At 44.6% G+C, this 21588-nt stretch carries 19 protein-coding genes; 9 read left to right on the forward strand and 10 right to left on the reverse strand.

Annotated elements, in window-relative coordinates; genetic code table 11:
* Positions 1-212: 212 nt before the first annotated feature.
* The 6 genes from KSZ58_RS13420 to melA are packed head-to-tail and all read right to left on the reverse strand — an operon-like array spanning position 213 to position 6817.
* Positions 213-1283 (reverse strand): amidohydrolase family protein, encoded by a 1071-nt coding sequence (locus KSZ58_RS13420; protein WP_008816819.1) that lies wholly within the window; start codon positions 1281-1283, stop codon positions 213-215.
* Complete coding sequence (locus KSZ58_RS13425; RefSeq protein ID WP_002609583.1) at positions 1280-2374, reverse strand: ABC transporter ATP-binding protein; 1095 nt, start codon at positions 2372-2374, stop codon at positions 1280-1282. Before KSZ58_RS13425 ends, KSZ58_RS13420 begins: the two co-directional genes overlap by 4 nt.
* Positions 2375-2386: 12 nt before the next feature.
* Positions 2387-3223 carry a carbohydrate ABC transporter permease gene (locus tag KSZ58_RS13430; RefSeq protein WP_002609581.1) on the reverse strand — a complete coding sequence of 279 codons (837 nt, stop codon included), beginning with the start codon at positions 3221-3223 and terminating at the stop codon, positions 2387-2389.
* Between the two features lies 1 nt (position 3224).
* Entirely contained in the window at positions 3225-4100 is an 876-nt protein-coding gene (locus KSZ58_RS13435) for a carbohydrate ABC transporter permease (RefSeq protein WP_009270866.1), read from the reverse strand.
* A 56-nt stretch (positions 4101-4156) separates the two neighbouring features.
* Positions 4157-5437: an ABC transporter substrate-binding protein gene (locus tag KSZ58_RS13440; RefSeq protein WP_008816823.1), complete on the reverse strand. Its 1281-nt coding sequence runs from the start codon at positions 5435-5437 to the stop codon at positions 4157-4159.
* 45 nt (positions 5438-5482) lie between these two features.
* A complete protein-coding gene (gene melA / locus KSZ58_RS13445) occupies positions 5483-6817 on the reverse strand; it encodes an alpha-galactosidase (protein WP_009270867.1) in 1335 nt (444 codons plus the stop codon).
* Positions 6818-6993: 176 nt separating this feature from the next.
* Here melA and KSZ58_RS13450 point away from each other — a divergent pair, with 176 nt between their 5' ends.
* Both KSZ58_RS13450 and KSZ58_RS13455 read left to right on the forward strand, forming a co-directional pair.
* Positions 6994-8004, forward strand: coding sequence for a LacI family DNA-binding transcriptional regulator (locus KSZ58_RS13450; protein WP_002609572.1), 1011 nt, complete (start codon positions 6994-6996; stop codon positions 8002-8004).
* Positions 8001-8969, forward strand: a complete 969-nt coding sequence (locus KSZ58_RS13455; RefSeq protein WP_009270868.1) for an N-acetylglucosamine kinase — start codon at positions 8001-8003, stop codon at positions 8967-8969. Before KSZ58_RS13450 ends, KSZ58_RS13455 begins: the two co-directional genes overlap by 4 nt.
* Before the next feature lie 298 nt (positions 8970-9267).
* Here the strand turns inward: KSZ58_RS13455 and nagA are convergent, their stop codons facing one another.
* The 3 genes from nagA to KSZ58_RS13470 all read right to left on the reverse strand — a co-directional run bounded on the left by nagA (position 9268) and on the right by KSZ58_RS13470 (position 13222).
* On the reverse strand, positions 9268-10392 hold the full coding sequence (gene nagA / locus KSZ58_RS13460; protein WP_009270869.1) for an N-acetylglucosamine-6-phosphate deacetylase: 1125 nt from the start codon (positions 10390-10392) through the stop codon (positions 9268-9270).
* Positions 10393-10453: 61 nt separating this feature from the next.
* Complete coding sequence (fusA, locus tag KSZ58_RS13465; protein ID WP_009270870.1) at positions 10454-12538, reverse strand: elongation factor G; 2085 nt, start codon at positions 12536-12538, stop codon at positions 10454-10456.
* 12 nt (positions 12539-12550) lie between these two features.
* Entirely contained in the window at positions 12551-13222 is a 672-nt protein-coding gene (locus KSZ58_RS13470; RefSeq protein ID WP_065531950.1) for an ankyrin repeat domain-containing protein, read from the reverse strand.
* Between the two features lie 403 nt (positions 13223-13625).
* Between KSZ58_RS13470 and KSZ58_RS13475 the strand changes: the two genes are divergently transcribed.
* The 4 genes from KSZ58_RS13475 to ytvI all read left to right on the forward strand — a co-directional run bounded on the left by KSZ58_RS13475 (position 13626) and on the right by ytvI (position 17002).
* On the forward strand, positions 13626-14081 hold the full coding sequence (locus KSZ58_RS13475) for a MarR family winged helix-turn-helix transcriptional regulator (protein ID WP_002609563.1): 456 nt from the start codon (positions 13626-13628) through the stop codon (positions 14079-14081).
* Positions 14078-14713, forward strand: coding sequence for an HAD family phosphatase (locus tag KSZ58_RS13480; RefSeq protein ID WP_002609561.1), 636 nt, complete (start codon positions 14078-14080; stop codon positions 14711-14713). Before KSZ58_RS13475 ends, KSZ58_RS13480 begins: the two co-directional genes overlap by 4 nt.
* A gap of 9 nt (positions 14714-14722) precedes the next feature.
* On the forward strand, positions 14723-15535 hold the full coding sequence (locus tag KSZ58_RS13485; protein ID WP_009270871.1) for a putative ABC transporter permease: 813 nt from the start codon (positions 14723-14725) through the stop codon (positions 15533-15535).
* A gap of 390 nt (positions 15536-15925) precedes the next feature.
* Positions 15926-17002 (forward strand): sporulation integral membrane protein YtvI, encoded by a 1077-nt coding sequence (ytvI, locus tag KSZ58_RS13490; protein WP_009270872.1) that lies wholly within the window; start codon positions 15926-15928, stop codon positions 17000-17002.
* Between the two features lie 674 nt (positions 17003-17676).
* On the opposite strand, the gene KSZ58_RS13495 is transcribed toward ytvI, so the two are convergent.
* Positions 17677-18300, reverse strand: coding sequence for a flavin reductase (locus KSZ58_RS13495; protein WP_009270874.1), 624 nt, complete (start codon positions 18298-18300; stop codon positions 17677-17679).
* 259 nt (positions 18301-18559) lie between these two features.
* On the opposite strand from KSZ58_RS13495, the gene KSZ58_RS13500 reads away from it, so the two are divergent.
* The 3 genes from KSZ58_RS13500 to KSZ58_RS13510 are packed head-to-tail and all read left to right on the forward strand — an operon-like array spanning position 18560 to position 21290.
* The gene (locus KSZ58_RS13500; RefSeq protein WP_002609553.1) at positions 18560-19051 is read left to right on the forward strand and encodes an RNA polymerase sigma factor; all 492 of its coding nucleotides are present in this window, start codon (positions 18560-18562) and stop codon (positions 19049-19051) included.
* The gene (locus KSZ58_RS13505; protein WP_009270875.1) at positions 19048-19920 is read left to right on the forward strand and encodes a DUF3298 and DUF4163 domain-containing protein; all 873 of its coding nucleotides are present in this window, start codon (positions 19048-19050) and stop codon (positions 19918-19920) included. The genes KSZ58_RS13500 and KSZ58_RS13505 overlap by 4 nt, the downstream gene beginning before the upstream one ends.
* On the forward strand, positions 19920-21290 hold the full coding sequence (locus KSZ58_RS13510; protein ID WP_009270876.1) for a polysaccharide deacetylase family protein: 1371 nt from the start codon (positions 19920-19922) through the stop codon (positions 21288-21290). The genes KSZ58_RS13505 and KSZ58_RS13510 overlap by 1 nt, the downstream gene beginning before the upstream one ends.
* The last annotated feature ends 298 nt before the right edge of the window (positions 21291-21588 follow it).

The following is a 21588-nucleotide window of genomic DNA, read 5'->3' on the forward strand; positions in this document are numbered from 1 at the left end:
TTGCAACCATTCTTTTTAAAGGATATTTGTATGACACACATATGATTTTCTGCAAAGCTCATATGATACAGAAGAGATTATCCGATTTCTGTACAACAGAAAACAACATAAAAAGCTGCTTTGACAATCTCTATTTCAATAAAGCTTTACTTGACAGTAATAATCCTATACAAAAAAGCAATAGTTGCATGAAAACCATTGCTTTTCAAGGCTTATTTATTCTGTAGCAAAAACTGCTGTTCATCCATATTCATAATACGACATGCATTCTGATAATAGACTTTTCGCAAAATTTCATCCGATAGACCGATTCCATAGATTCGCCATCTCCCCTGTCCCGGAAGCTCGCCATTTGGCTGATATGGAAAATATTCATCCATGGTTTCCAGAAACCGGTAATAAATAGAATGCTGTCCCAGATCCAGCGGACAGCAATCCGTTCCGAATACAATGCGTTCTGAATACGTTTCAAAGAATGCTTTACTGGAATAGGGCACTCTCCCCAGCTCTGCTACACGCGCCGCCATATCCACATACATATTATCGTATCGATCCAGACGCAGTGCAACATGCTTCAGATTTTCCGCATAGCTGCCGAAATGTGCAATTATAAAGGTTGTTTGCGGGTGGTTCTCCACCATACGATCCTGCATATCCATAAGTTCTTCAAAGCACAACTGCCCCGGTTTGCCAAACTGCCAGTCAGGATGACAGTTCAATTCCTCAAAGCGTTCATTATGACGATCAGCAGGCTTAAAAAACGCTACTGGATCCGCAATATGAATTAAAATTGGCATGTGCAGTTCCGCTGCTGTTTGATACACAACATCCAGACGCGAATCATCTGTTCGAATATACCTGCCGTACGTATCCCTGTATTCCAGTGAAATGACCTTCCACATCTTGATACCGCGTGCTCCCTTCCGATAAGCTTCCATCAAATGATTACGCACCCATTGCTTGAAATCCGGATCATCAATTCTGGATACATCGATCCATACAAATGTAGTTATATAATTCTCAAAACCCTCCGTCTTACGAATCATGGCATCAAGCTCATTTCCCCAGACACCATCAAGATTCACGATATGTGCAACGCCAGCATCCTGCAAAGCTTCGACATAATCCGCAGTATTATACAGTGCCGCATAACCGGGGCCGGGAACCAGATTACCCATATGTGTATGCATATCGAATACCGGAAATTTCGGTTTGCATATCGGATGCTGTGGTGTTATACATTCTGCATACGGGTCAAACTGTGATAAATAGAGATCGTTCATGAATGAATTGCCTCTTCTGTTTCCGGATCAAAGAAATTCATACGGTTCGCATCTATCGTCAGTTTCAGCATCTGATGCGGCTGCAGCTCCATACGCGCATTTACCTTGGCAACCATCGGCGTATTACCGATCGTCCCATGCAGTATATATTCATTTCCCAGCAGTTCCTTTACATCCAACTGATAGTCTATGACAGATTTTGGATAGGTCTGTGCTACGATTTCCTCCATGTAGATGTTTTCCGGACGGATTCCCATGATAATTCTTTTATTCTCATAGGTTTTCAGACTCTCCTTCGCAAGATTATTTACTTCAATTGAATGTGCATCAAAGCAGAACATACCTTCCTTATACGTTCCCTCGATGAAATTCATAGCTGGACTTCCTAAAAAGCCTGCCACAAACATATTAGCCGGATGCTCGTAAATTTCCTTCGGTGCTCCGATTTGCTGGATATACCCATCCTTCATAACAACAATGCGGCTCGCCATCGTCATAGCCTCTGTCTGATCATGAGTAACATAAATTGTCGTCGCTCCGATGCGTTCATGCAGCTTTATGATTTCAGAACGCATCTGCACGCGCAGCTTGGCATCCAGATTAGATAACGGCTCATCCATCAAAAACACCTTGGCATTGCGGACAATTGCCCTCCCCAGAGCAACTCTTTGCCGCTGTCCGCCGGATAGTGCTTTTGGCTTGCGTTTCAGATATGGTTCGATTTCCAAAATTCGCGCTGCTTCGTGAATACGCTTATCTATTTCATCCTTTGGCACCTTTTTGATTTTCATGCCGAACGCCATATTATCATAGACACTCATGTGCGGATATAGCGCATAGGATTGAAATACCATGGCGATATCACGGTCCTTACTTGGCACATCATTTTCCAGTACATCATCAATATACAGACTGCCGCTGGATATTTCCTCGAGACCGGCAATCATGCGAAGCGTCGTGGATTTGCCGCAGCCGGACGGACCTACAAAAACAATGAATTCCTTATCCTTGATTTCCAGATTGAAATCAAAAACAGCCTGTACCTTATTATCATATATCTTATTTATATTCTCTAACCTTAAATTTGCCATATCTGCTCTCCTTTATTTCATACCTGTCATCGCGATACCCTTGATGAAATGCTTCTGGAAAATCATGAAAACGACAGTAACCGGCACCATAATCAATGCAGAAGCAGCCATTGTTGCGGAAAGGTCAGCCATATGCTGCGATGCGAAGAAGGACAAAGCCAACGGCAACGTCATTTTCTTAACCTCATTCAGCATAATCAGTGGATTCAGATAATCGTTCCAGTAATTCAGGAATGTGAAGATAGCCAATGCACCAAGTGCTGGTCGTATCTGAGGAATAATGATTTTCCAGAAAATCGTGAAATCTCCTGCCCCGTCCAGCTTAGCACTTTCAATAAGCTCTCTTGGTATCTCATCACAAAACTGCTTGCATAGATATATACCGAAGGCGTTTACGAAGGAGGGTAGAATCAAAGCGCCTGCACTGTTATACAATCCCAGTGAATTGATCAAAAGGAATGAAGGAATCATAGTTGTCTGTGCGGGAACCATCATACTGGCAAGCAGGATGGCAAACAATAGCTTTTTGCGTTTGAATTGAAATTTTGAGAACACATAGCCTACCAGTGCGCTGGTGAACAGAATAATGACGGTATTTGTCACCGTAATAAATGCACTGTTTTTAAACCAGGTGAAGAACGGGGATTGTGTCAATACCTTTTCATATCCGCTGAGTGTTGGCTCCAGCGGCAAAAGATGTCTTGGATTAACTAGAATCTCCTGTGTGCTTTTGAAAGAATTAGACAGCATCCAGAAATACGGCATGATGAAGAAAATTGCAAGGATCGCAAGACCGATAAAGATACTATAGCGGACAGCCTTTTGTTTCGTCATTTTATGTTTTTTCATATCAATACTCCCATTCTACCTTATTAGCACGCTGCTGGATGAGGGAAACAACCATAATAATCATGAACAATGCCAGAGAGATTGCCGAAGCATATCCCATGTCCTTAGTTTCAAAGGCTGTCTTATAAATATAGCTGGTCAAAACCAATCCTGAATTCTGCGGGCCATTACGAACTGCCATGACAGCGAACTGCGCAAATGCCTGAAAGTGAGAAATCAGTGTCATAATGGTCACAAATGTAAAGGTTCGCTTCAGCAGAGGCAATGTGATATGACGGAATTTCTGCCAGCCGCTGGCGCCATCCAAATCAGCTGCTTCATAGAATTCACCAGGGATTCCATCGATACCTGCCGTAAAGAGGATGATGTTGTAGCCGATATCTGCCCATATAGAGAATACAATGATGGACCACATGAGCACATCAGGGTTTCCAAGCCAATTCACCTCTGCTAAACCAAGGGTACGCAATGCCATATTGGCCAGTCCGTTTGTGGTAGGTAAAATACTCTTTGCCCAAACTACACTGGAAGCGACCAAGGGGGCAACACATGGCAGGAAGAAAATCATACGGAAGAGACTTCGGGTCTTGTTAGATTTAAACATACTGATCAGCTGTGCGATTCCCAAGGATATCACGATATTCAGTGCAACGGTAATCACAACGAAGAACAATGTGTTTTTCGTTGCTTTCCAGAATACTGGATCCTGTACAAGACGGACAAAGTTATCTAAACCTACGAAATGGTTATCGGATCGTAAAGGATTATAATCGAAGAATGATATCGCAAGACCTCCGATAATGGGACCAATCATAAAAATCATAAGATGGAGAAAGATTGGAATCAGGACGATGAGAACGAATTTTTTGTTTTTCAATGGGTTCACCTTCTTTTAGATTAGGGAAGAGCGATGTCCTCTTCCCTATACTGGCATTATTTTTTTATAATACCGTTTAATTCCTTCTCCATAGTAATTAGTGCCTGATCAACATTTTTAATATCACCGCGTACCAGCTTTTGGAAGGTTGCATTCACCTTTTCCTTAAACTGATCTGTATTGAAATGACCAATGAATTGCGACTTGTCAAGAATTTTTACAAGTGGTTCGGCATATGGCATCTGTTTGATAAATTCCGGATTGGATGCGACAGATTTTTTCGGAGGAATTTGAGAGCATGCGATATTATGTTTCATCAGCACATCATCCTGGAAGAAATATTCAAGAAATTTGAATGCTGCTTCCTGTTGCTTGCTGTTTCCATTAACCGCCATAGACCATCCAGTTTCTGCAGCAAATGCCGGCTTATCACCAAACCATGGCATAGATACATAATCAAAATCTTTTCCATATTCCAGGCCGAAGGAGGTGATGCCCTCCGCAATTGTCCACGGACCGCGCGGAACCATAACAACATTTCCTGCATACAGCTGCTGATATCCTTCCATATCACCGCCTCCATCAAGACCTTCCATTGTTGTGACACCATCGACCTTCACCATATCATACAACTCCTGCAGTGCTGCCTTTGCCTGTGGTGTCTGCAGATTGAAGCTACCGTCCTCGTTTTGATAGGTGCCTCCAGTGGACAGAATCATGGACAGGAACATATATGGTACAGAATCCCAATTCACAAAATCAAAGCCCTTGATTGTAATGGTGTCCCCATCCTTTTTCGTAGCTTTTTTCGCTGTTTCTCTTAATTCCTTCCAGGTGGTAGGAGTCTTTAAATTATGTTCACTCATCAATTTCTTATTGACAAGCATAGCACCATTTTCAATATTGAATTCCATTGGCAGACCATACAGCTTGCCTTCATATTCCAAAGCGCCAATCGTAGATGGGTACACATCGTCATGAATGGTCTTTGACAGATTTTCCGGTATCTCAGCAAGCGCTCCGGTACTGGCGAAATCCAGACCCCAGCCGCCCCATAGCTCGTAAATATCCGCTCCGCCTTCCTTGGAAATCAAGGATGTTTGGACCTTGGATTCAAATTGATCATATGGGAAGAATTCGATATTGATATGAATATCCGGATTCTTTTCCTCAAATTCTCTGGCAATTTTCTGATAAGAAGCTGCCCATGGTTCATTCTGGTGTCCCCAGAAGGTCAATTCCACCTTATCCCCATCAGATCCCCCGGAAGATGAACTACAGCCGAACATCGTTGCACTTAACAGCGCTGATAATCCACAGCAAACTAATTTTTTCATCGATTTTCTCCTCGCTTTGCTTTAATGTTTTGATTTACTCCCGTCTTAATCCTTTAAATCCAGTGTTTTGAAATATGTCAGATAGTCTTTGTTTTTATGCAGCATTTCCTGTACCATATCGTGAATTTCCTGCATACTCAGTACACTTGCCGTCAATGGATCAAAGAGTATCGCCTCAAAGATCAGCTGTGGATCGCCGTTTAGCGCTCCTTGTACAGCAAGCTCCTCGATGCGAGCAGAATGATCCACCATCAGAGCCAGATGATCCGGAAGCGTAATCTGCTGAATGGAATGAATCCCCTTGCTGGTCGCAACAACCGGAACCTCCACACAGGCATTCTCCATAACGTTTCGAATATAGCCTTTGTTTCGCAAATTGCCGTTGAAGAAATACGGTGTGTGATCTCCGAAGATGGCATTGAAGATATTGGATGCATATTCATCTCCCCGTTTCAAATCAATGTCTCCTTGATTCACCCAATCACGGTACTCCTGTTCCCAGGTATCCTCACGTTCCAGATATTCATCCAGAATATAGGCATATGCTCCCGGATTCCAGCCGGTTCCATGCGTACAGTAGGTTTCAATCAGATCCTTGCGTTTGCGGAACCAAGGATTATATTCGGAATTGTGCCCACTGGATTCGGTTGGAAAATACCCCAGATGCCGGTACATCTCGATTCGAACCATTTCCTCATTGGCAACCTCTTCTCGCTGAATAGCATTCTGAATCAGCGGATAGGCATCTTTCCCCTTCCATTCGTAATTTAGATAGAAGGCCTGATGATTGATACCGGCACAGGTATAGGAAATCTCCTTTGGATCGGCTCCAATCCAGTTTGCCAGCATTTCTGCTGTTCCCTGTACACTGTGGCACAAGCCAGTGACATTAACTTCTGTCTGCGTTTGCAGATAGCTGACCAGCATTGCCATAGGGTTTGTATAATTCAATACAATGGCATTCGGACAAAGCACCTCCACATCACGAATGATATCCAGTAGAACCGGTGCCGTACGCAAAAACCGAAAGATGCCAGATGGCCCGCGTGTATCTCCGACACAGATATCAACTCCATATTTCTTTGGAATTTCGATATCATGCCGCCAGACTTCAACACCTCCCTGCAAAATAGTGATCAATACACCGTCAGCATCCTTTAAAGCCTCTTTGCGATCAGTTGTCGCATGAACGACTGCAGGATACTTTCCTGCCTCCACAATGCGCATAACACCATCCTTGGCATATTTCAGACGTGTTTCGTTGATATCCATCAGCATGATTTCACAGTCTCTGAAAGCATCAAATGTCAGGATATCCCTTACCAGTCCTCTGGTAAAGTCAAGAGAACCGGCTCCAATAAATGCAAATTTCCTTTTCATAAACAGTTTCCTTCCTTTGTTTACTAAACATTTGTTTATTATTTAGTTGATTACAACCACAGTATACCGCAACACTTTCTGTTTGTAAAGGCTTACAGACAATATTTTTACTAAATTATTTGCTTTTTCCCTAATTTTGTTCTATAATGTTTAGTAAACAGAGAGGAGATGGTTATATGTCAACACTTCGCGATGTCGCTAAGTTGGCTGGTGTATCCCTTGCCACTGCATCCCGTATCCTATCCAACGATGAATCCTTCAAAGCGACAGAGGCTACACGAAAAAAAATTGAAGATGCAGTCCGTGAACTGAACTACACCTTCAAAAGCAAAGCCAAGACCAGTAAATACAATATCGGCTGTATCATGGCAGTTACTTCAGAGAAATACGGTGATCCCTTTTTCAATTCTATTTTAGCATCCGCGGAGGAGGAAAGCACGAAATATGGGATGGCAATTTCTTCCATAAAAAATTACAATGAATTAAAAGATCCCGCTATTTTATCGGAAATGTGCAGACAGAATCTGGATGGACTGCTTTTAATGGAGGATTTGCCAAAGGATACCTTCGCAGCTTTAACAGCATCCATTCCTTACATCGTAGGAATCGATCCATACTGCTGCGACTATAACAACGTCGGATTTGATCATATTGAGGCAACCTTCCAGGTGATGGATCATTTTCTAGCCTGCGGATGTCGCAGAATCGCCTATATCGGTGGCGGAGCGCCAAATACCTGCTTTTTAGATAGCAAGCGGATGATCGCATATCGTGAATCTCTGCGCAAAGCAGGAATTCCCTATGATCCCTCAATCGTAATTGATTGCGATTGGGATATTGAAAAATGTGTGCAGGAAACCGAACAGCTGATGCTGCAGGAGAATCGCCCAGACGCTATTTTCGCGGGAAGCGATACACTCGCATCCGTCATCCTTGGAAAGCTGTATGAAATGGATATTCGCTGTCCAAGAGATATTTCCATCATCGGTTTCAACAATCTTTCCACCACTGCACATATGATTCCACCGTTATCCACGGTGGATGTACCAACACACGAAATCGGAAAACGTTCGGTTCAGCGGCTGTATCAGCTGATTCACGAGCATGATGAGACGATACTCAATATCCTGTTACCAACAAAATTCATCGAACGAAACTCTACAGCACGAAAGGATATGAAAGAATGAACTATTATCTGGGAGTAGACGGGGGAGGAACCAAGACAAAATTCATCATCTGTGATGCATTTGGCAGAGTACAGGCGCAAAGCATACAGCCTACCTGTCATTATCTGCAATGCGGATTGGATGGTGTCACCAAAGTCATGCAGGACGGCATGTATGACTGCCTGAATAGCAGTGCGATAAAGGTAGAGCAAATCGCCGCTGCGTTTATCGCCTGTGCAGGATATCGGGATATAGAAAAGGACAGTCCCGCCATCGAAAGGGCTGTCAAAAAAGCTTATCCGCAAATACCGCACATGCTAGGCAACGATATGGAAAACGCACTGGCAGGATCCCTGGCTGGAGCTGCAGGAATCAATGTAATCGCAGGCACCGGTTCCATAGGACTTGGGAAAAATGAACAGGGGCAGATGTGCAGAAGCGCAGGATGGCACCATATCTTCGGCGGTGATGAAGGCAGTGCCTACTGGATCGCCTGTCGGCTGATTCAGCATTTCACTAAACAAAGCGATGGCAGAGAACCAAAAACTGCATTATATGAAGCTGTGAAAACACAATATCATCTACAGGAGGACAGTGATATCCTAACCACTTGTGTTGTGAATTGGAACTTTGACAGAACCAGAGTTGCCGCGATGTCGCAGACAGTGTTTACACTTGCAAAGCAAAATGATCCTGTCGCAATGAAAATTTTTCAGGAAGCCGCAAAAGAGCTTGCTGATATTTATCTAGCGATTTACCGGCAGCTGCCCTTCACTTCCAAGAATATCCCTGTTTCCTATAGCGGAGGCGTATTCAAAAGCGGTAGCTATATTCTGGAGCCGTTAAAGGAATATTTGTCCATCGAACCAACATTAACGCTCACTGCGCCAATCCTTTCTCCCGATGCAGGCAGTATCATACTTGCAATGCAGTACGACAACCGCTTGATAGATGAGAAAATCATTCAAAATTTACGCACCTTATAGCTGATTTTCATCCATTTCTTCGTATAAAGAAACACACTTTGGAAGCCTTATGCTTCAATACATGTGTACAAGCTGCGCTGTTCACATACAGAAAAGCTGATACCTCCCCTGTTAAAGTACGGTATCAGCGTTTTTTTCAGTTTATAATAGGAGATATTCATGTGGCACTTATTGGAAATAGACGTATACATGAGCCACCATTTATAAAAAACGCATTATCCTAAGAAAATGTGCAGTCTGCATATATGCTCAAATAAGCTGTTTTTGTTGTTGAAGAGACGATTTTCCCTGCCTTCCTCTACATAAAATATTTCCTTTGCCAGACCCTGTGTATATGAAATGCATCATCCATTAACATCAAATCCGCATCATAGCCAGGCTCTATTGATCCTTTTTTCCAGCCATACAGCCTTGCGGGATTATATGCCGCCATACGCACCGCACTTTCCACACTGCAACCGGTATATCTGCACATATTGCGCAGGGCAGTATTCATTGCCAGCGTGCTTCCTGCAATTCGCCCGGTTTCCTTTACCGTAGCTTTTCCATCCTGAATGACAATATTCTTGCCGCTAAACGGATATTCTCCATCCGCTACCGCCTTATATGGATTGGCGTCACTGATGAGTATGATGCGATCATCCCCTAAAGCACGATAGGTGGCATGAACGACATCCGGATGTACATGAAATCCGTCCACAATCAGCTCGCACATCAGATCGGAAAGCAGTGCACCTGTCACCACACCGGGATTACGGTGCTCATGCTGACTCATCGCATTATACAGATGGGTAATCCCCTTTGCTCCGTTTCTCTGAGCCTGCATCACCTGCTGTGCATCTGCCATGCTGTGTCCGATATTCATGACAATGCCCTGCCTTGTCCCCTCCTTGATCAGTCTTTGCGCATCAGGCAGCTCCGGTGCTATCGTCATTGAGGAAACATGGGAAGAAACACGCAGAAACTGTCGAAATTCTTCAATATCCGGCAAACGCAGAAATTCTTCCTTCATGACAGCCTTCTGCTTCGGATTCAGAAACGGTCCCTCCAGATGAATACCGAGTAAGGAATCCGTTACCTGCGAATCCAGCAGCTGCAGCCGCTCCATCGTCATTGCATGATTCTCCACAACCAGACTGGCCAGAAAACCGGTGACCCCTTCCGCATGCTCCAAAGCGATGATTTCCTCTATTGCTTGGGCAGTACACGTATTAAAATCAAAGCCGCCGATTCCATGCGTATGTGTATCCAGCAGTCCCGGTGCCAGATACAATCCCTCTGCATCAATAACCTGCTCGGCATGAGGAAGCTCACATTCCGAAGCGATATCCAAAATCGTGCCATCTTCGATCAGAACGGCTTCCTCCTTCACACACCGCTGTGCATGCATAAGCACCCGTGCATTTATTATCATTGTCTTCATTTATGTTTTTCCTTCTTTCATAAAGAACACGGGAACCTGCCATGCAGATCCCCGTCTCTGTTTATTCTTCCTCTTCTTTCTTATGCTGTGCAATAATACCGTCCGCAATATTGGATGGTACCGGCTCGTAGCGGTCAAAGCTTTGTGTATATACTCCGCGTCCCTGTGTCATCGCACGCAGCTCGATCGGATATTTCTGTACCTCAGCCAGCGGTACCTGTGCTGTGATTTCCTGATAGCCGTCAACCATATCCATGCCCATGATTGCTCCACGGCGCTTATTGAAATCGCCGATGATCGTACCGGTGAATTCATCCGGTACCTTAACGGTAATATTCACGATCGGCTCCAGCAGGATCGGCTTCGCTTCCGGAATACCTGCCTTATAGGAAAGACGGGCAGCCAGCTTAAACGCCATCTCACTGGAATCGACATCATGATATTTTCCATCCAGCAGAGTTGCCTTGATATTGACTACCTTGTAGCCTGCCAGCAGACCATGCTGCATACATTCCCGAAGACCTGTTTCCACCGCCGGGAAATACTGACGCGGAACGGCGCCTCCGAATACCTTTTCCTCAAATACCATTTCCTCTTCATCCGGATTCGGTGCAAATTCCACGAAAACGTGCCCAAACTGTCCATGACCGCCGGACTGCTTCTTATGCCGGCCTTCACCGACTGCCGTTTTCCGAATTGTCTCATGATACGGTACCTTCGGTGTTTCCAGGCGCACCTCCACTTTATATTTGTTCTTCAGCTTATTCAGTACAACATCAATATGCTGATCACCGATTCCATACAGAATCGTCTGCTTGGTTTCCTTGTTGTTTTCCAGACGCAGGGTAGGATCCTCCTCCACCATGCGTGCAAGCGCACTGCTCATTTTATCCTCATCATTCTTGGAATTCGGGAATACCGCCATACCAAGCATCGGCTCCGAGAATTGAATCGGTTCTACCAGATAGTGCTTTCCCTTTTCACACAAGGTATCATTGGTCTGTGTAGCCTGCAGCTTGACAACGGCTCCAATATCACCCGTAAACAGCTTTCCAACTGCCGTCTGGTGTTTCCCCTTGACGATAAAGATGGTTGAAATCTTCTCCACCTGATCCTTGGTTGCATTATATATGACAGAGTCACTGCTCATCACACCGGCCAACACCTTGATATAGGAAATACGTCCGACAAACGGATCGACAACCGTCTTGAATACCTGTGCACACAGCGTTTCCTTCTCATTTGTTTCCAGCATAACCGGTTCCTTGGTTTCGGAATCACTGACCATGATACTTCCTGCTTCTCCATATGTCGGGAAGTATTTCACAATCAGATCCATCAGACGCTCTGTACCGACACTATGCGTAGCACTTCCGCTGAACACCGGTCGAATTTCTCCATTCCGCACACCCAGACGTACTCCTCTTGTCAGCTCCGCCTCGCTGAATTCCTCACCGCTGAAATATTTTTCCATCAGCTCATCATCACTCATGGCAATCGCTTCCGCAATCTGATTCTTATATTCGGCAACGATATCCGTCATATCCTCCGGTACTGGCTGTGCCTTGTTCGGATCAGCCAGCGGTCCTTCAAAATACCATGCCTTATCACGCAGAATATTCACGGAGCCGATGGTCTTTCCATTTTCCATAATCGGAACTTCAAACGGAATAACGCTCTTACCGAAGGTTTCCCGCAGAACGGAATATGCCTGATCAAAGGATGCATTATCCTCATCCAGCTTATTCACAAAGAAGATTGTCGGAATGGAGCGCTTCTGTGCTGCCTCCCATGCCTTGATCGTCCCGGGCTGTACAGCATCCTTGGCATCCACGACAATCAGGGCACTGTCTCCAACCGCGATTCCCGCTTCCGCGCCGCGAATAAAATCCGCATACCCCGGTGTATCGATAAAGTTGATTTTGCAATCCTTCCACTCGATCGGCACCAGCGAAGCATACACGGAGATACCGCGTCGTATTTCCTCCGGATCATAATCAATCAGTGAGCTTCCCTCACTCGTAACACCAAAGCGATCACTCGCCTTTGTAAAATACAGCATACTTTCCATAACTGCGGTTTTACCGACACCGCTGTGTCCGAGTACGACTACATTTCGTACCTCATGGCTCAGATAGTCTCTCATACAGGCTACCTCCTACTTCAGTATCGGCTTCAGCTGAGCCAGACAGTCTTCCCGTACATAGTGAATTGCCTTGTGACCTTCCTTATCGATCAGGTCCTTATCCGCACCGTTTGCCAGCAGATCCTCCACAAGTCCCACATATCCGCCATATGCCGCACGCATCAATGCCGTACAGCCATTGTTATCACAGAGATTCACATCCGCATTTCGTTCAATCAGCATACGGATAACATCCTTTTTAAATGCAACGCAGGCTTCCATTAACGCACTTCTGCCCACCTCATCCTGCGCATTGATCTCAGCACCGGCATCCAGCAGCACCTCAACGCAGCGATCATGTCCAAGAAAAGCAGCACGCATCAGCGCAGTTCTGCCGCGATCATCCGACATATTCACATCCGCACCTGCTTCAATCAGCTTCTTGCAGATGGTTTTATTTCCTTTCTTCGCTGCCCCCATAATGGCGGTCTTTCCTTTATTATCTTCCAGATTTACCTCTGCACCATTATCCAGCAGCACGCGTACGATATCCTTGTAATCACGCTTGGCAGCACGCATCAGACCCGTTCTTCCATCACCGTTCTGATAGTTGATGTCAGCACCCTTCTTGATTTCCGCACATACCGTTGCAAAATCACCGTTTGCACATGCATCCCAGAATGCTTTGTTGAATTTCTGATCCATTTTAATTCCTCCTTTAGTTTATACTGAATCATCTGAATAAAAAAACGGACGCAAAGCAATCGCACTTTACATCCATTCTAAGGCCGCGAAGAAACTACGTACATCTTCATCAGGTACGTCAGGGAATGCACTGTCTGTGTCAGGTTTTTTCATGATTCTGTTTGCTGTCACAAAACACACGCCCCTTTCTTGCATCACTTCTAGTATAGTTATATTGTATCTTATTTTATGATTTTTGCAAGCGATTTCATGTATATTTTGCCGTTTTTTTCGTTTCGTGAAAAATGAAAATGTTTCATGGAATTTTCGCCTCCCGCTTCCTGAAACCAAAGACCATTGACAGCGAGGGCACACAGTTGTAAAATATGTAAATCACATATAATAAGGAAAGGAAGTCATGCATATGGATATTTCACTGTATGAACAGCAGGTAGAGGAATTGAACCGCAAGCTGACATTTCAGCGTTCCCGTTATCTGAAGGAAGAATACGAGCACTATCGCATTACCGACATGCAGTATTCCGTGCTCTCCTATATACAGCAGCACCCCTGCACCACAATCGGTTCTGTCGCAAAGGCACTGCACACCGATGCAGGCAATATGTCGGCTCTCTGCAAAAAGCTGGAGCACAGCGGCTATCTGATCCGCAAAAAAAGGGAACAGGATGAACGTATTGTGGAGCTTTGCACAAGTCAAAGCGGAGCACTTTGCGTACAGACGATATCGCGTAAGATCCAACAGCACTATGAGGAGCAGTGGAAGCAGTACAATTATAAGGATAAGGAAATCATCGTGAAGGGACTGGAGAAGCTGAACCAGTTTCTGGATGCGATTATGCGAAAGGAGAACATGCGATGACAAAAAAAGGAATTCTGTTTGACATGGATGGAACGCTCATCAACACCTATGAGAATATCAACTTCAGGCAGGCACTGAGCGAATTGAAAACGGTACAGAAAACACTGATTCTGAAAATACTGAAATCCCGCGTTCGCAGCTTTGCGGAAATGGAGACCCGCATTTTGCAGGAGGTGGAAGACCCTGCGGAAGGAAAGGAGCTTGTACGCCGGGTGAGTGATTTTCTGCTGGAGCATTACGACAACGCCCCGTTGAAAAAGGATGCACTCATGTTTCTGCAGTATGTAAAGCAAAAGAATTATAAAATCTGTCTATGCACCAACAATGCGACAGAAATCGTATCCCATATATTGCGGGAAAAGCACATGGAAGCCTATTTTGATTATGTGATAACCTCCCAGCAGGTTACCCGCTCCAAGCCGGACCCCCAGATGTATCTGGAGGCATTGCACAACATTGATCTAACCGCAGAGGAATGCATTGTGTTTGAAGATACCGAAAACGGCGTTATGGCAGCGCGCAATGCCGGAATTGATGTGATCGTAGTGAATGACAAGGAAAAGCGCAAGTACAGTGATGCCCTTATGACGATTCGCGATTTCGGCGATTACCGTCTGTATCAGGAGTTTTAAGAGGATCGTATGGAGCTTATCTTATATTTCTTCCTGTACAGCTTTTTCGGCTGGCTCTGCGAATGTATCTACTGCAGCATCCCCGCGCATACATTTATCAACCGCGGATTTCTCGCCGGTCCCTACTGTCCCATCTATGGCTGCGGAGCACTGGCGGTGCTTCACATTCTCGATCCTTTCGGTTACAGCATTCCCCTCATGTTTGTTATGGGCATCATCGTAACAAGCGCCCTGGAGTACGTTACGAGCTGGGGCATGGAGGTTCTCTTTCATACCAAATGGTGGGATTACTCAAGCTATCCATTCAACATTCACGGCCGTGTCTGCCTGAAAAACTCCCTGCTGTTCGGCTGTATGGTGCTGGTTGTCTATTATCTCATCCATCCGGCAATCCAGGAATTTGTGCATCTGTTTTCCCCCGGGATGCAGACTATGCTTTGTACAGCCGCTCTTTTCGGGTTTGGCTATGACCTGTTTAACACAGCACTTGCACTGCTGCGCAAGAACAAGGATTTTCAGGAAATCGAGGAAAGCATTCGCGAGCTGCGGCAGGAATTTGCGAATGCCAGCATTACTTTGCTTCAGGAGAATCTAAGCGATGCGGTAGCACGGGTTCTGGATTCCACCAATGCGGATGAGATTCTTCTGGAGCGTATCGAAAGGCTGCGGCAGCGCATTACATCCCTTCACACCAAACGCAAACGCACCCATATCCGATTACAGAAGGCATTCCCGACAAGAATGGAAGCTATCTCACGGATCAATGCAGAGCGGCTGTTTTCCATCATCAATGAACGCAGAAAAAAAGAGGACGGGAAGTAAATGGGTCCTTACTTGATCGCCGGTAAATTTAAAGCATAAGAATTCAACACGATCGTATTGATCGATAGAAGCTGTATTCGCTCTGTTAGCACAAAAAAAAGTAAAAAAGAGCCGTAAGCTGTATCTGTATTCCTGAGTATATGACAGGAATCCGCACACTTCTCGGTTCTTTTTTTCTATACTGTATCTATACTCTCTGTATAGCATCAAAAATAGGTTTTCCAAACCCGGACATGCCCTGCTGGACAAGCACAAGGCAGCTTGTGCAAACATCATCCGCCACCGCTGTTCTTTCATACATCAGCTTGTTCAGCATTGCAATCCGTCTATAAAGCATCTGACAACAAACATTTCCGCGGATTACGAAGCAACCGCAAAGGAGGAAGTATTATGAATACGGAAAAACAAAGAGCCTTTATCATCCATTTTGTTTACAGCTGCCTCATACTGGCACTGCTGTATCTGTTTCTACGCTATGTGATGTATGCGATCATGCCCTTTCTGATTGGTTTTCTGATTGCCTTCATGCTGCGTCCGCTCATCAAAAGGCTGACAGCGCTGAGCGGCGGTCATGAAAAGCTTTGGTCATCAATTGTGATTCTGGTCTTTTATGCGACCATCGGTGCCTTTGTGACACTGCTATTTATGAAGGGCTTTGCATTCCTGAAGGATTTTGTGGAAGACATACCAAGACTGTATCAGCAAAATCTGGAGCCGTTTCTCAACGATACGCTGGGAAATGTGGAAAGTGTATGGAAGGAGGTGGATATCACAGGTGCGCAGGCCATCCAGTCCTTTCTGGACGGACTGCAGTCTTCTTTATACAGTATCATATCCTCCCTGTCCAAGCATCTGGTATCCCTGTTCACCGGCTTTGCGTCCTCCCTTCCCAATCTGCTTATCGCCTTCTTCTTCGCCATCATATCCTCCTTTTTCTTTAATGCCGATTATCCGCGCATCATAGCCTTTTTTATCCGGCAGCTTCCGGAGAAGGGAGCACAGATCGTCTTTACCTCCCGGCACTATTTCACCGATACGATTGCACGCTTCGCCGTCGCCTATGGCAAAATCATGCTGCTGACCTTTTTCGAGCTGACCGTCGGACTGCATATACTGGGGATTGAAAACGCACTCGTCATTGCCTTTCTGATTGCTATTTTTGATGTACTGCCTGTGCTTGGAACCGGTGGCATCATGCTTCCCTGGATTCTAATCAGTTTTTTGAACAATCAGGTGAAAACAGGTGTGGGTCTGCTCATTCTGTATCTTGTCATCACCGTGATACGCAATATCATTGAACCGAAAATCGTTGGAAAACAGATCGGTCTGCATCCTCTGCTGATGCTTATGTGCATGTACCTGGGGGCAAGGCTGTTCGGCTTTCTCGGTATCTTCATACTTCCGATTCTCATATTGATTGTACAGAATTTAAACGATACCGGCATCATCCATATTTATAATTCGTAACTGTACTACGTATATTCATGTATACGTAAAAGGCGTCATCCCTGGAACATCCTGCGATGTTCTTTTTTATTGCTTTTTCGGCTGTCTCTAATAAAATCATAAATACCAGCAGGTGTGTAAATGCGGGAACCGGATGCTACGTTCCGCACTATAGCATGCTTCCACTTTATTGTATTTTTATCGGATACAAGTAGGATACATGCATTTGCTACCTTATATACGGAAGAAAAAAACAAGGAGGGTCGTGATATATACACGATAAAGAGCAAGCACGTCTGCAGACGTTTCCTTTGGAAATTATCTGGTAAATAAAAGAGGATAGCGCTACATAAAAGGATTGCTGTCAAGCTGCTTGTGATTATCGCTTCTCTGTATGCATACTTTCGTAGGTAAGCAATTGCGGTATACTGCCATATGCCCCCTGTCTGCTTCTGCAGGCAGAAAAAAGAGCCTGCTCAGCAATTGCCACTGACCAGACTCACCTGCACGTATATGATTTTAAATATCATGAGAAGAAAGACTACTCTTTCCTCTGCTGCATGTATGGCGAACAGTCTCTACATATGCATAAGGCTTACAAGTATGCAACTGCCTCTTCCAATCAGCTGCATGGCATTCCCCGCCTACAGTGACTGTGCATGCTCCTATTCAACAACTGCCGGATTTGTCTTTGTTTACAGCTTTTCAAACAATGCCGCAGGTGCACCGCATAACGGACATACATAGTCCTGTGGAAGCGGATCTCCTTCATAGATGTAACCGCAGATCGTACATCTCCAGCCGCTTTTTTCACTCTTTTCCTGATAGCTCGGTGCATTCTTCGGGGTAGCTCCGTTTTTCACCTGATGATAGTAAGCATAGGTCATAACCTCTTCCTCACTGAGCACCTCTGCCTCTACCACTTCCCCAACAAACATGACATGCGTACCCAAATCAAGTGTTTTTACAACCTTGAGACTGTAGCGTGCCGCCATGTGCTCACTGGGATAGGGAACCCCGTGTGTATCTCTTCGGTAAGCGCACTGCGCGAATTTGTCATTGTCCCTGCTGGAACAAAAGCCGAAATTTTTAATGATATCCATACCGCAGTTCTGCGTCAGCACGACTGCACTGAAGCGTCCTGATTTTTCAATCAGCTGCTCCGTATAATTGTCCTTGTTCAGGGTTACCGCAAGCTGTGCAGGAGATGAGGTTACCTGATGCAGGGTATTTGCAACGCAGCCTGCATCCTTTCCCTCTGAAGTAGTTGAAATGATGTATAAGCCGTAGCTCAATTTAAAAAATGCTGTTTGATCCATATTGCTTCCTCCTTTAATATTAAGAATTATTCTTATTTTAAACATATAGTATGCGCCTTTTTCAGACATTTGTAAAGAGAATTGCCCAGTCATCATTTAAGCTTTTTTAAGAAGTTCTCCGTATGCGCAAACAGGGTTTCATGTCATAATACATATGAGCAGGATTCGACTGATTTATACAAATTTCTATAAATTTTTCAAACTTTCTTCCTGTAATATGCGTCTAATAACTGAAACAGCAAGATAGGAGACACGGTACATGAAACAGCGACTGCATCCGGACGATCTGGAATTCTATTTAAAATCGAATGAAAAACGCCTGTATCGTCTGGCATATTCTTATATGCATAGCGATGCGGATGCCAAGGATATGCTGCAGAATGCAATCCTAAAGGCATTTACCGGTCTGACCAGATTGAAAAACATGGAGTATATGGATACCTGGTTCTACAGAATTCTCATCAATACCTGTCTGGATCAAATCCGTAAGCAGCGTCGGGAATCTGTATATCCGCTGGAGGAAGACATCATGCTGCAGGAGCATACCGACATGCTGCTCAGTGAGGAGCTTCATCAGCTGCTGTTTGCATTGGATCCGAAAACCAGAACCATTCTCATCCTCCGCTTTTTCGAAGACCGCAAGCTGGATGAAATTTCGGATATCCTGTCAATGCCTTTAAGTACCGTAAAGACACGGCTTTATAAAGGATTGAAGGACATGCGTATACAGATGGAGGAACAGGATGTATGAAAAAGGTAGATAAGCTACGACAGGAATATGAGGAAATACAGACACCACAGGATTTGGACAGCTTTATGGATACCTGCATCGATCAGGCACAGAAAAAGCAGAGCCGCTTTACCTTTTACAGGCTATGGAAGCCTGCGCTCAGTGCTGCCCTTATAGGTTATCTGATTGTGCTGAACACCGTACCGGCGTTTGCCCAAAGCGTATTCGCGATTCCTCTGCTGGGCGATGTCTCCCGTATTCTGTGCGTGCGGGAATATCAGAAAACCAGTGATGTGGATTCCTTAAGCGTCAAGGTTCCGGAGGTGAAAAACACGGGAAATCCAGAGATGGAGGAGCGTGTGAATAAACAGATTGATGAGCGCATCAATAAAACCACCGAGCAGCTGTATAAGGACAGTGCACAGGTTCGGGAAATGATGAAAAAGGAAAAGGTGGAATCGCTGACCGCAAAAACAGAGGTCACAATCGATTATAAAATCACCTGTAATCAAAAGAACCTGTTATCCTTCCAGATTATGACAAACTATCAGCTGAATACCTCCATGCAGGAATATCAGACCTTCAATCTGGATTTATCCAGTGGAAGAGACATCACACTGCAGGATTTGTTTGGCAAGGATTATGAGGATATTATTAACACCAGTGTCCGCAGACAAATCAAAGAGCGTACTGAGCAGAATGAAAATGCAAGCTATTTTGACGGAGCGATGGGATTTCAGGGAATCCGTAAAAATCAGCCATACTATATTGACAGCAAGGGAAACGTTGTCATCATCTTTGAAAAATATTCCATTGCCCCTGGGTATATGGGAACACAGGAATTTAAAATACCTTGCAGTGAGCTTCACAAGTATACAGGAGGAAAGTAATGATGAAACAGGAATACAAACGGAACAGACATGTCAACCCAAAGCGGCTCATGCTGCTGATACTGATACCGGTCCTGCTGCTGGCAGGCGGCTTCGGTATTTATAAAATCATGGCTGAGGATGCGTATGCGGCCTACAACACCTATGACGAAAGCAATAAGAAGGAAGGTACGATGGAGCATTTCACCGAGGAGAAGGAGGATACCTATTATCTTTCCTTCTATTATCCGAAGTTTGAAGATAAACAGCTCAATGAAATCGTACAAACCTATCGCAGTACAAGTATACAGACAAAGCGCAAGCATGAAGGCATGCAGTATATCGCGATTGATTATGCCAGTGAAAAGCTGTTTGATCAGTATGTGAATCTAACCTTTATACAGAAGATTTATGATGCTGATGAAAAACAGGTGGATGAAGTCAGAAATCACTATACCTATGATACCAAACAGAGAAAGCTGATCACCGTGCAGGATGCCCTGCGTCGGGATTATGTGCAGGTGGTAAAAAAGCTGGCAGAGACAGCAGGCATAAAAACCCCCAGCATCACTTCCCTGCAGGTGCAGGTTGAAAAAGACGGGCTTATGCTCTATACCGGCAAGGAAACAAAAGGGATGGCCCTTCCCTATAAGGAATATAAGAAATACATCCGCCTTGCGAACCGAAACATTCCTTCACTATATCAAAAAGACGCGATCATTCCGACAGAGCAGAAGGTGGATCCCAACAAGAAAATGATTGCCTTCACCTTTGACGACGGTCCGCATTGGCAAAATACACAAATCATCATGAAGGAATTTGAGAAATACAACGGACGTGCCACCTTCTTTATGCTGGGTCAGAATGTGAAGGACGACACGACCGGTGTGGATCACACGGATATCGTTCGCGATATGTATAAACGCGGCTTTGAGGTGGGAAATCATTCCTGGGACCACTCCATGCGGATCGCTGCAAGCAAAAGTGATGCGATGAGCAAAGCTGAGGTAAGTGATGAAATTTATAACACACAGGACGCCATATTTGCGGCATGTGGTGCGGATGCGACGATGTTTCGTCCACCCTATGGTGCATTGAATAACAATGTACGTGCCGTATCCACTCTGGATTTCGCACTCTGGGATTTGGATACTCTGGATTGGAGCAATAAAAACGCAGATATCATCACCCAGAATATCATGCAGAATGTGCATGACGGCTCCGTTATCCTACTGCATGATATCCACGATTTTTCCAGAGATGCCATCCTGCAGGTGCTGCCGAAGCTGGAGGCAAAGGGCTATCAGTTCGTTTCCCTTTCCACTCTTCGCAAATATAAAAACGAAGAGCTGGTAAATGAAAATATCGTCATCCCTGCCTCCATGAAGTAACATCATATCAATTCGCTATTTTCAATTCAGTGTATTGCCATACCGCTGCAGGTATGGCTTTTTTGTACAGCCTGTAATGCAATCCAATGTATGAAAGACCGTTTGTAATGCCTATGCAATTGGAATCCATATGACAGCAATACGCAACCTTCCATATGAAATACACAGTGGTATTCATTGCTACAGGATCCATTTCGCCAACAGACCTCATTATTTCCCATATCTTACAGAGTTATGAAATTTATGATTTTTCAACCACTACAAGGTAATTTATGTAAAAGGATGCTATAATATTACC

This window comes from Erysipelatoclostridium sp. DFI.2.3, from assembly GCF_019132535.1.
Classification (GTDB): domain Bacteria; phylum Bacillota_I; class Bacilli_A; order Erysipelotrichales; family Erysipelotrichaceae; genus Clostridium_AQ; species Clostridium_AQ innocuum.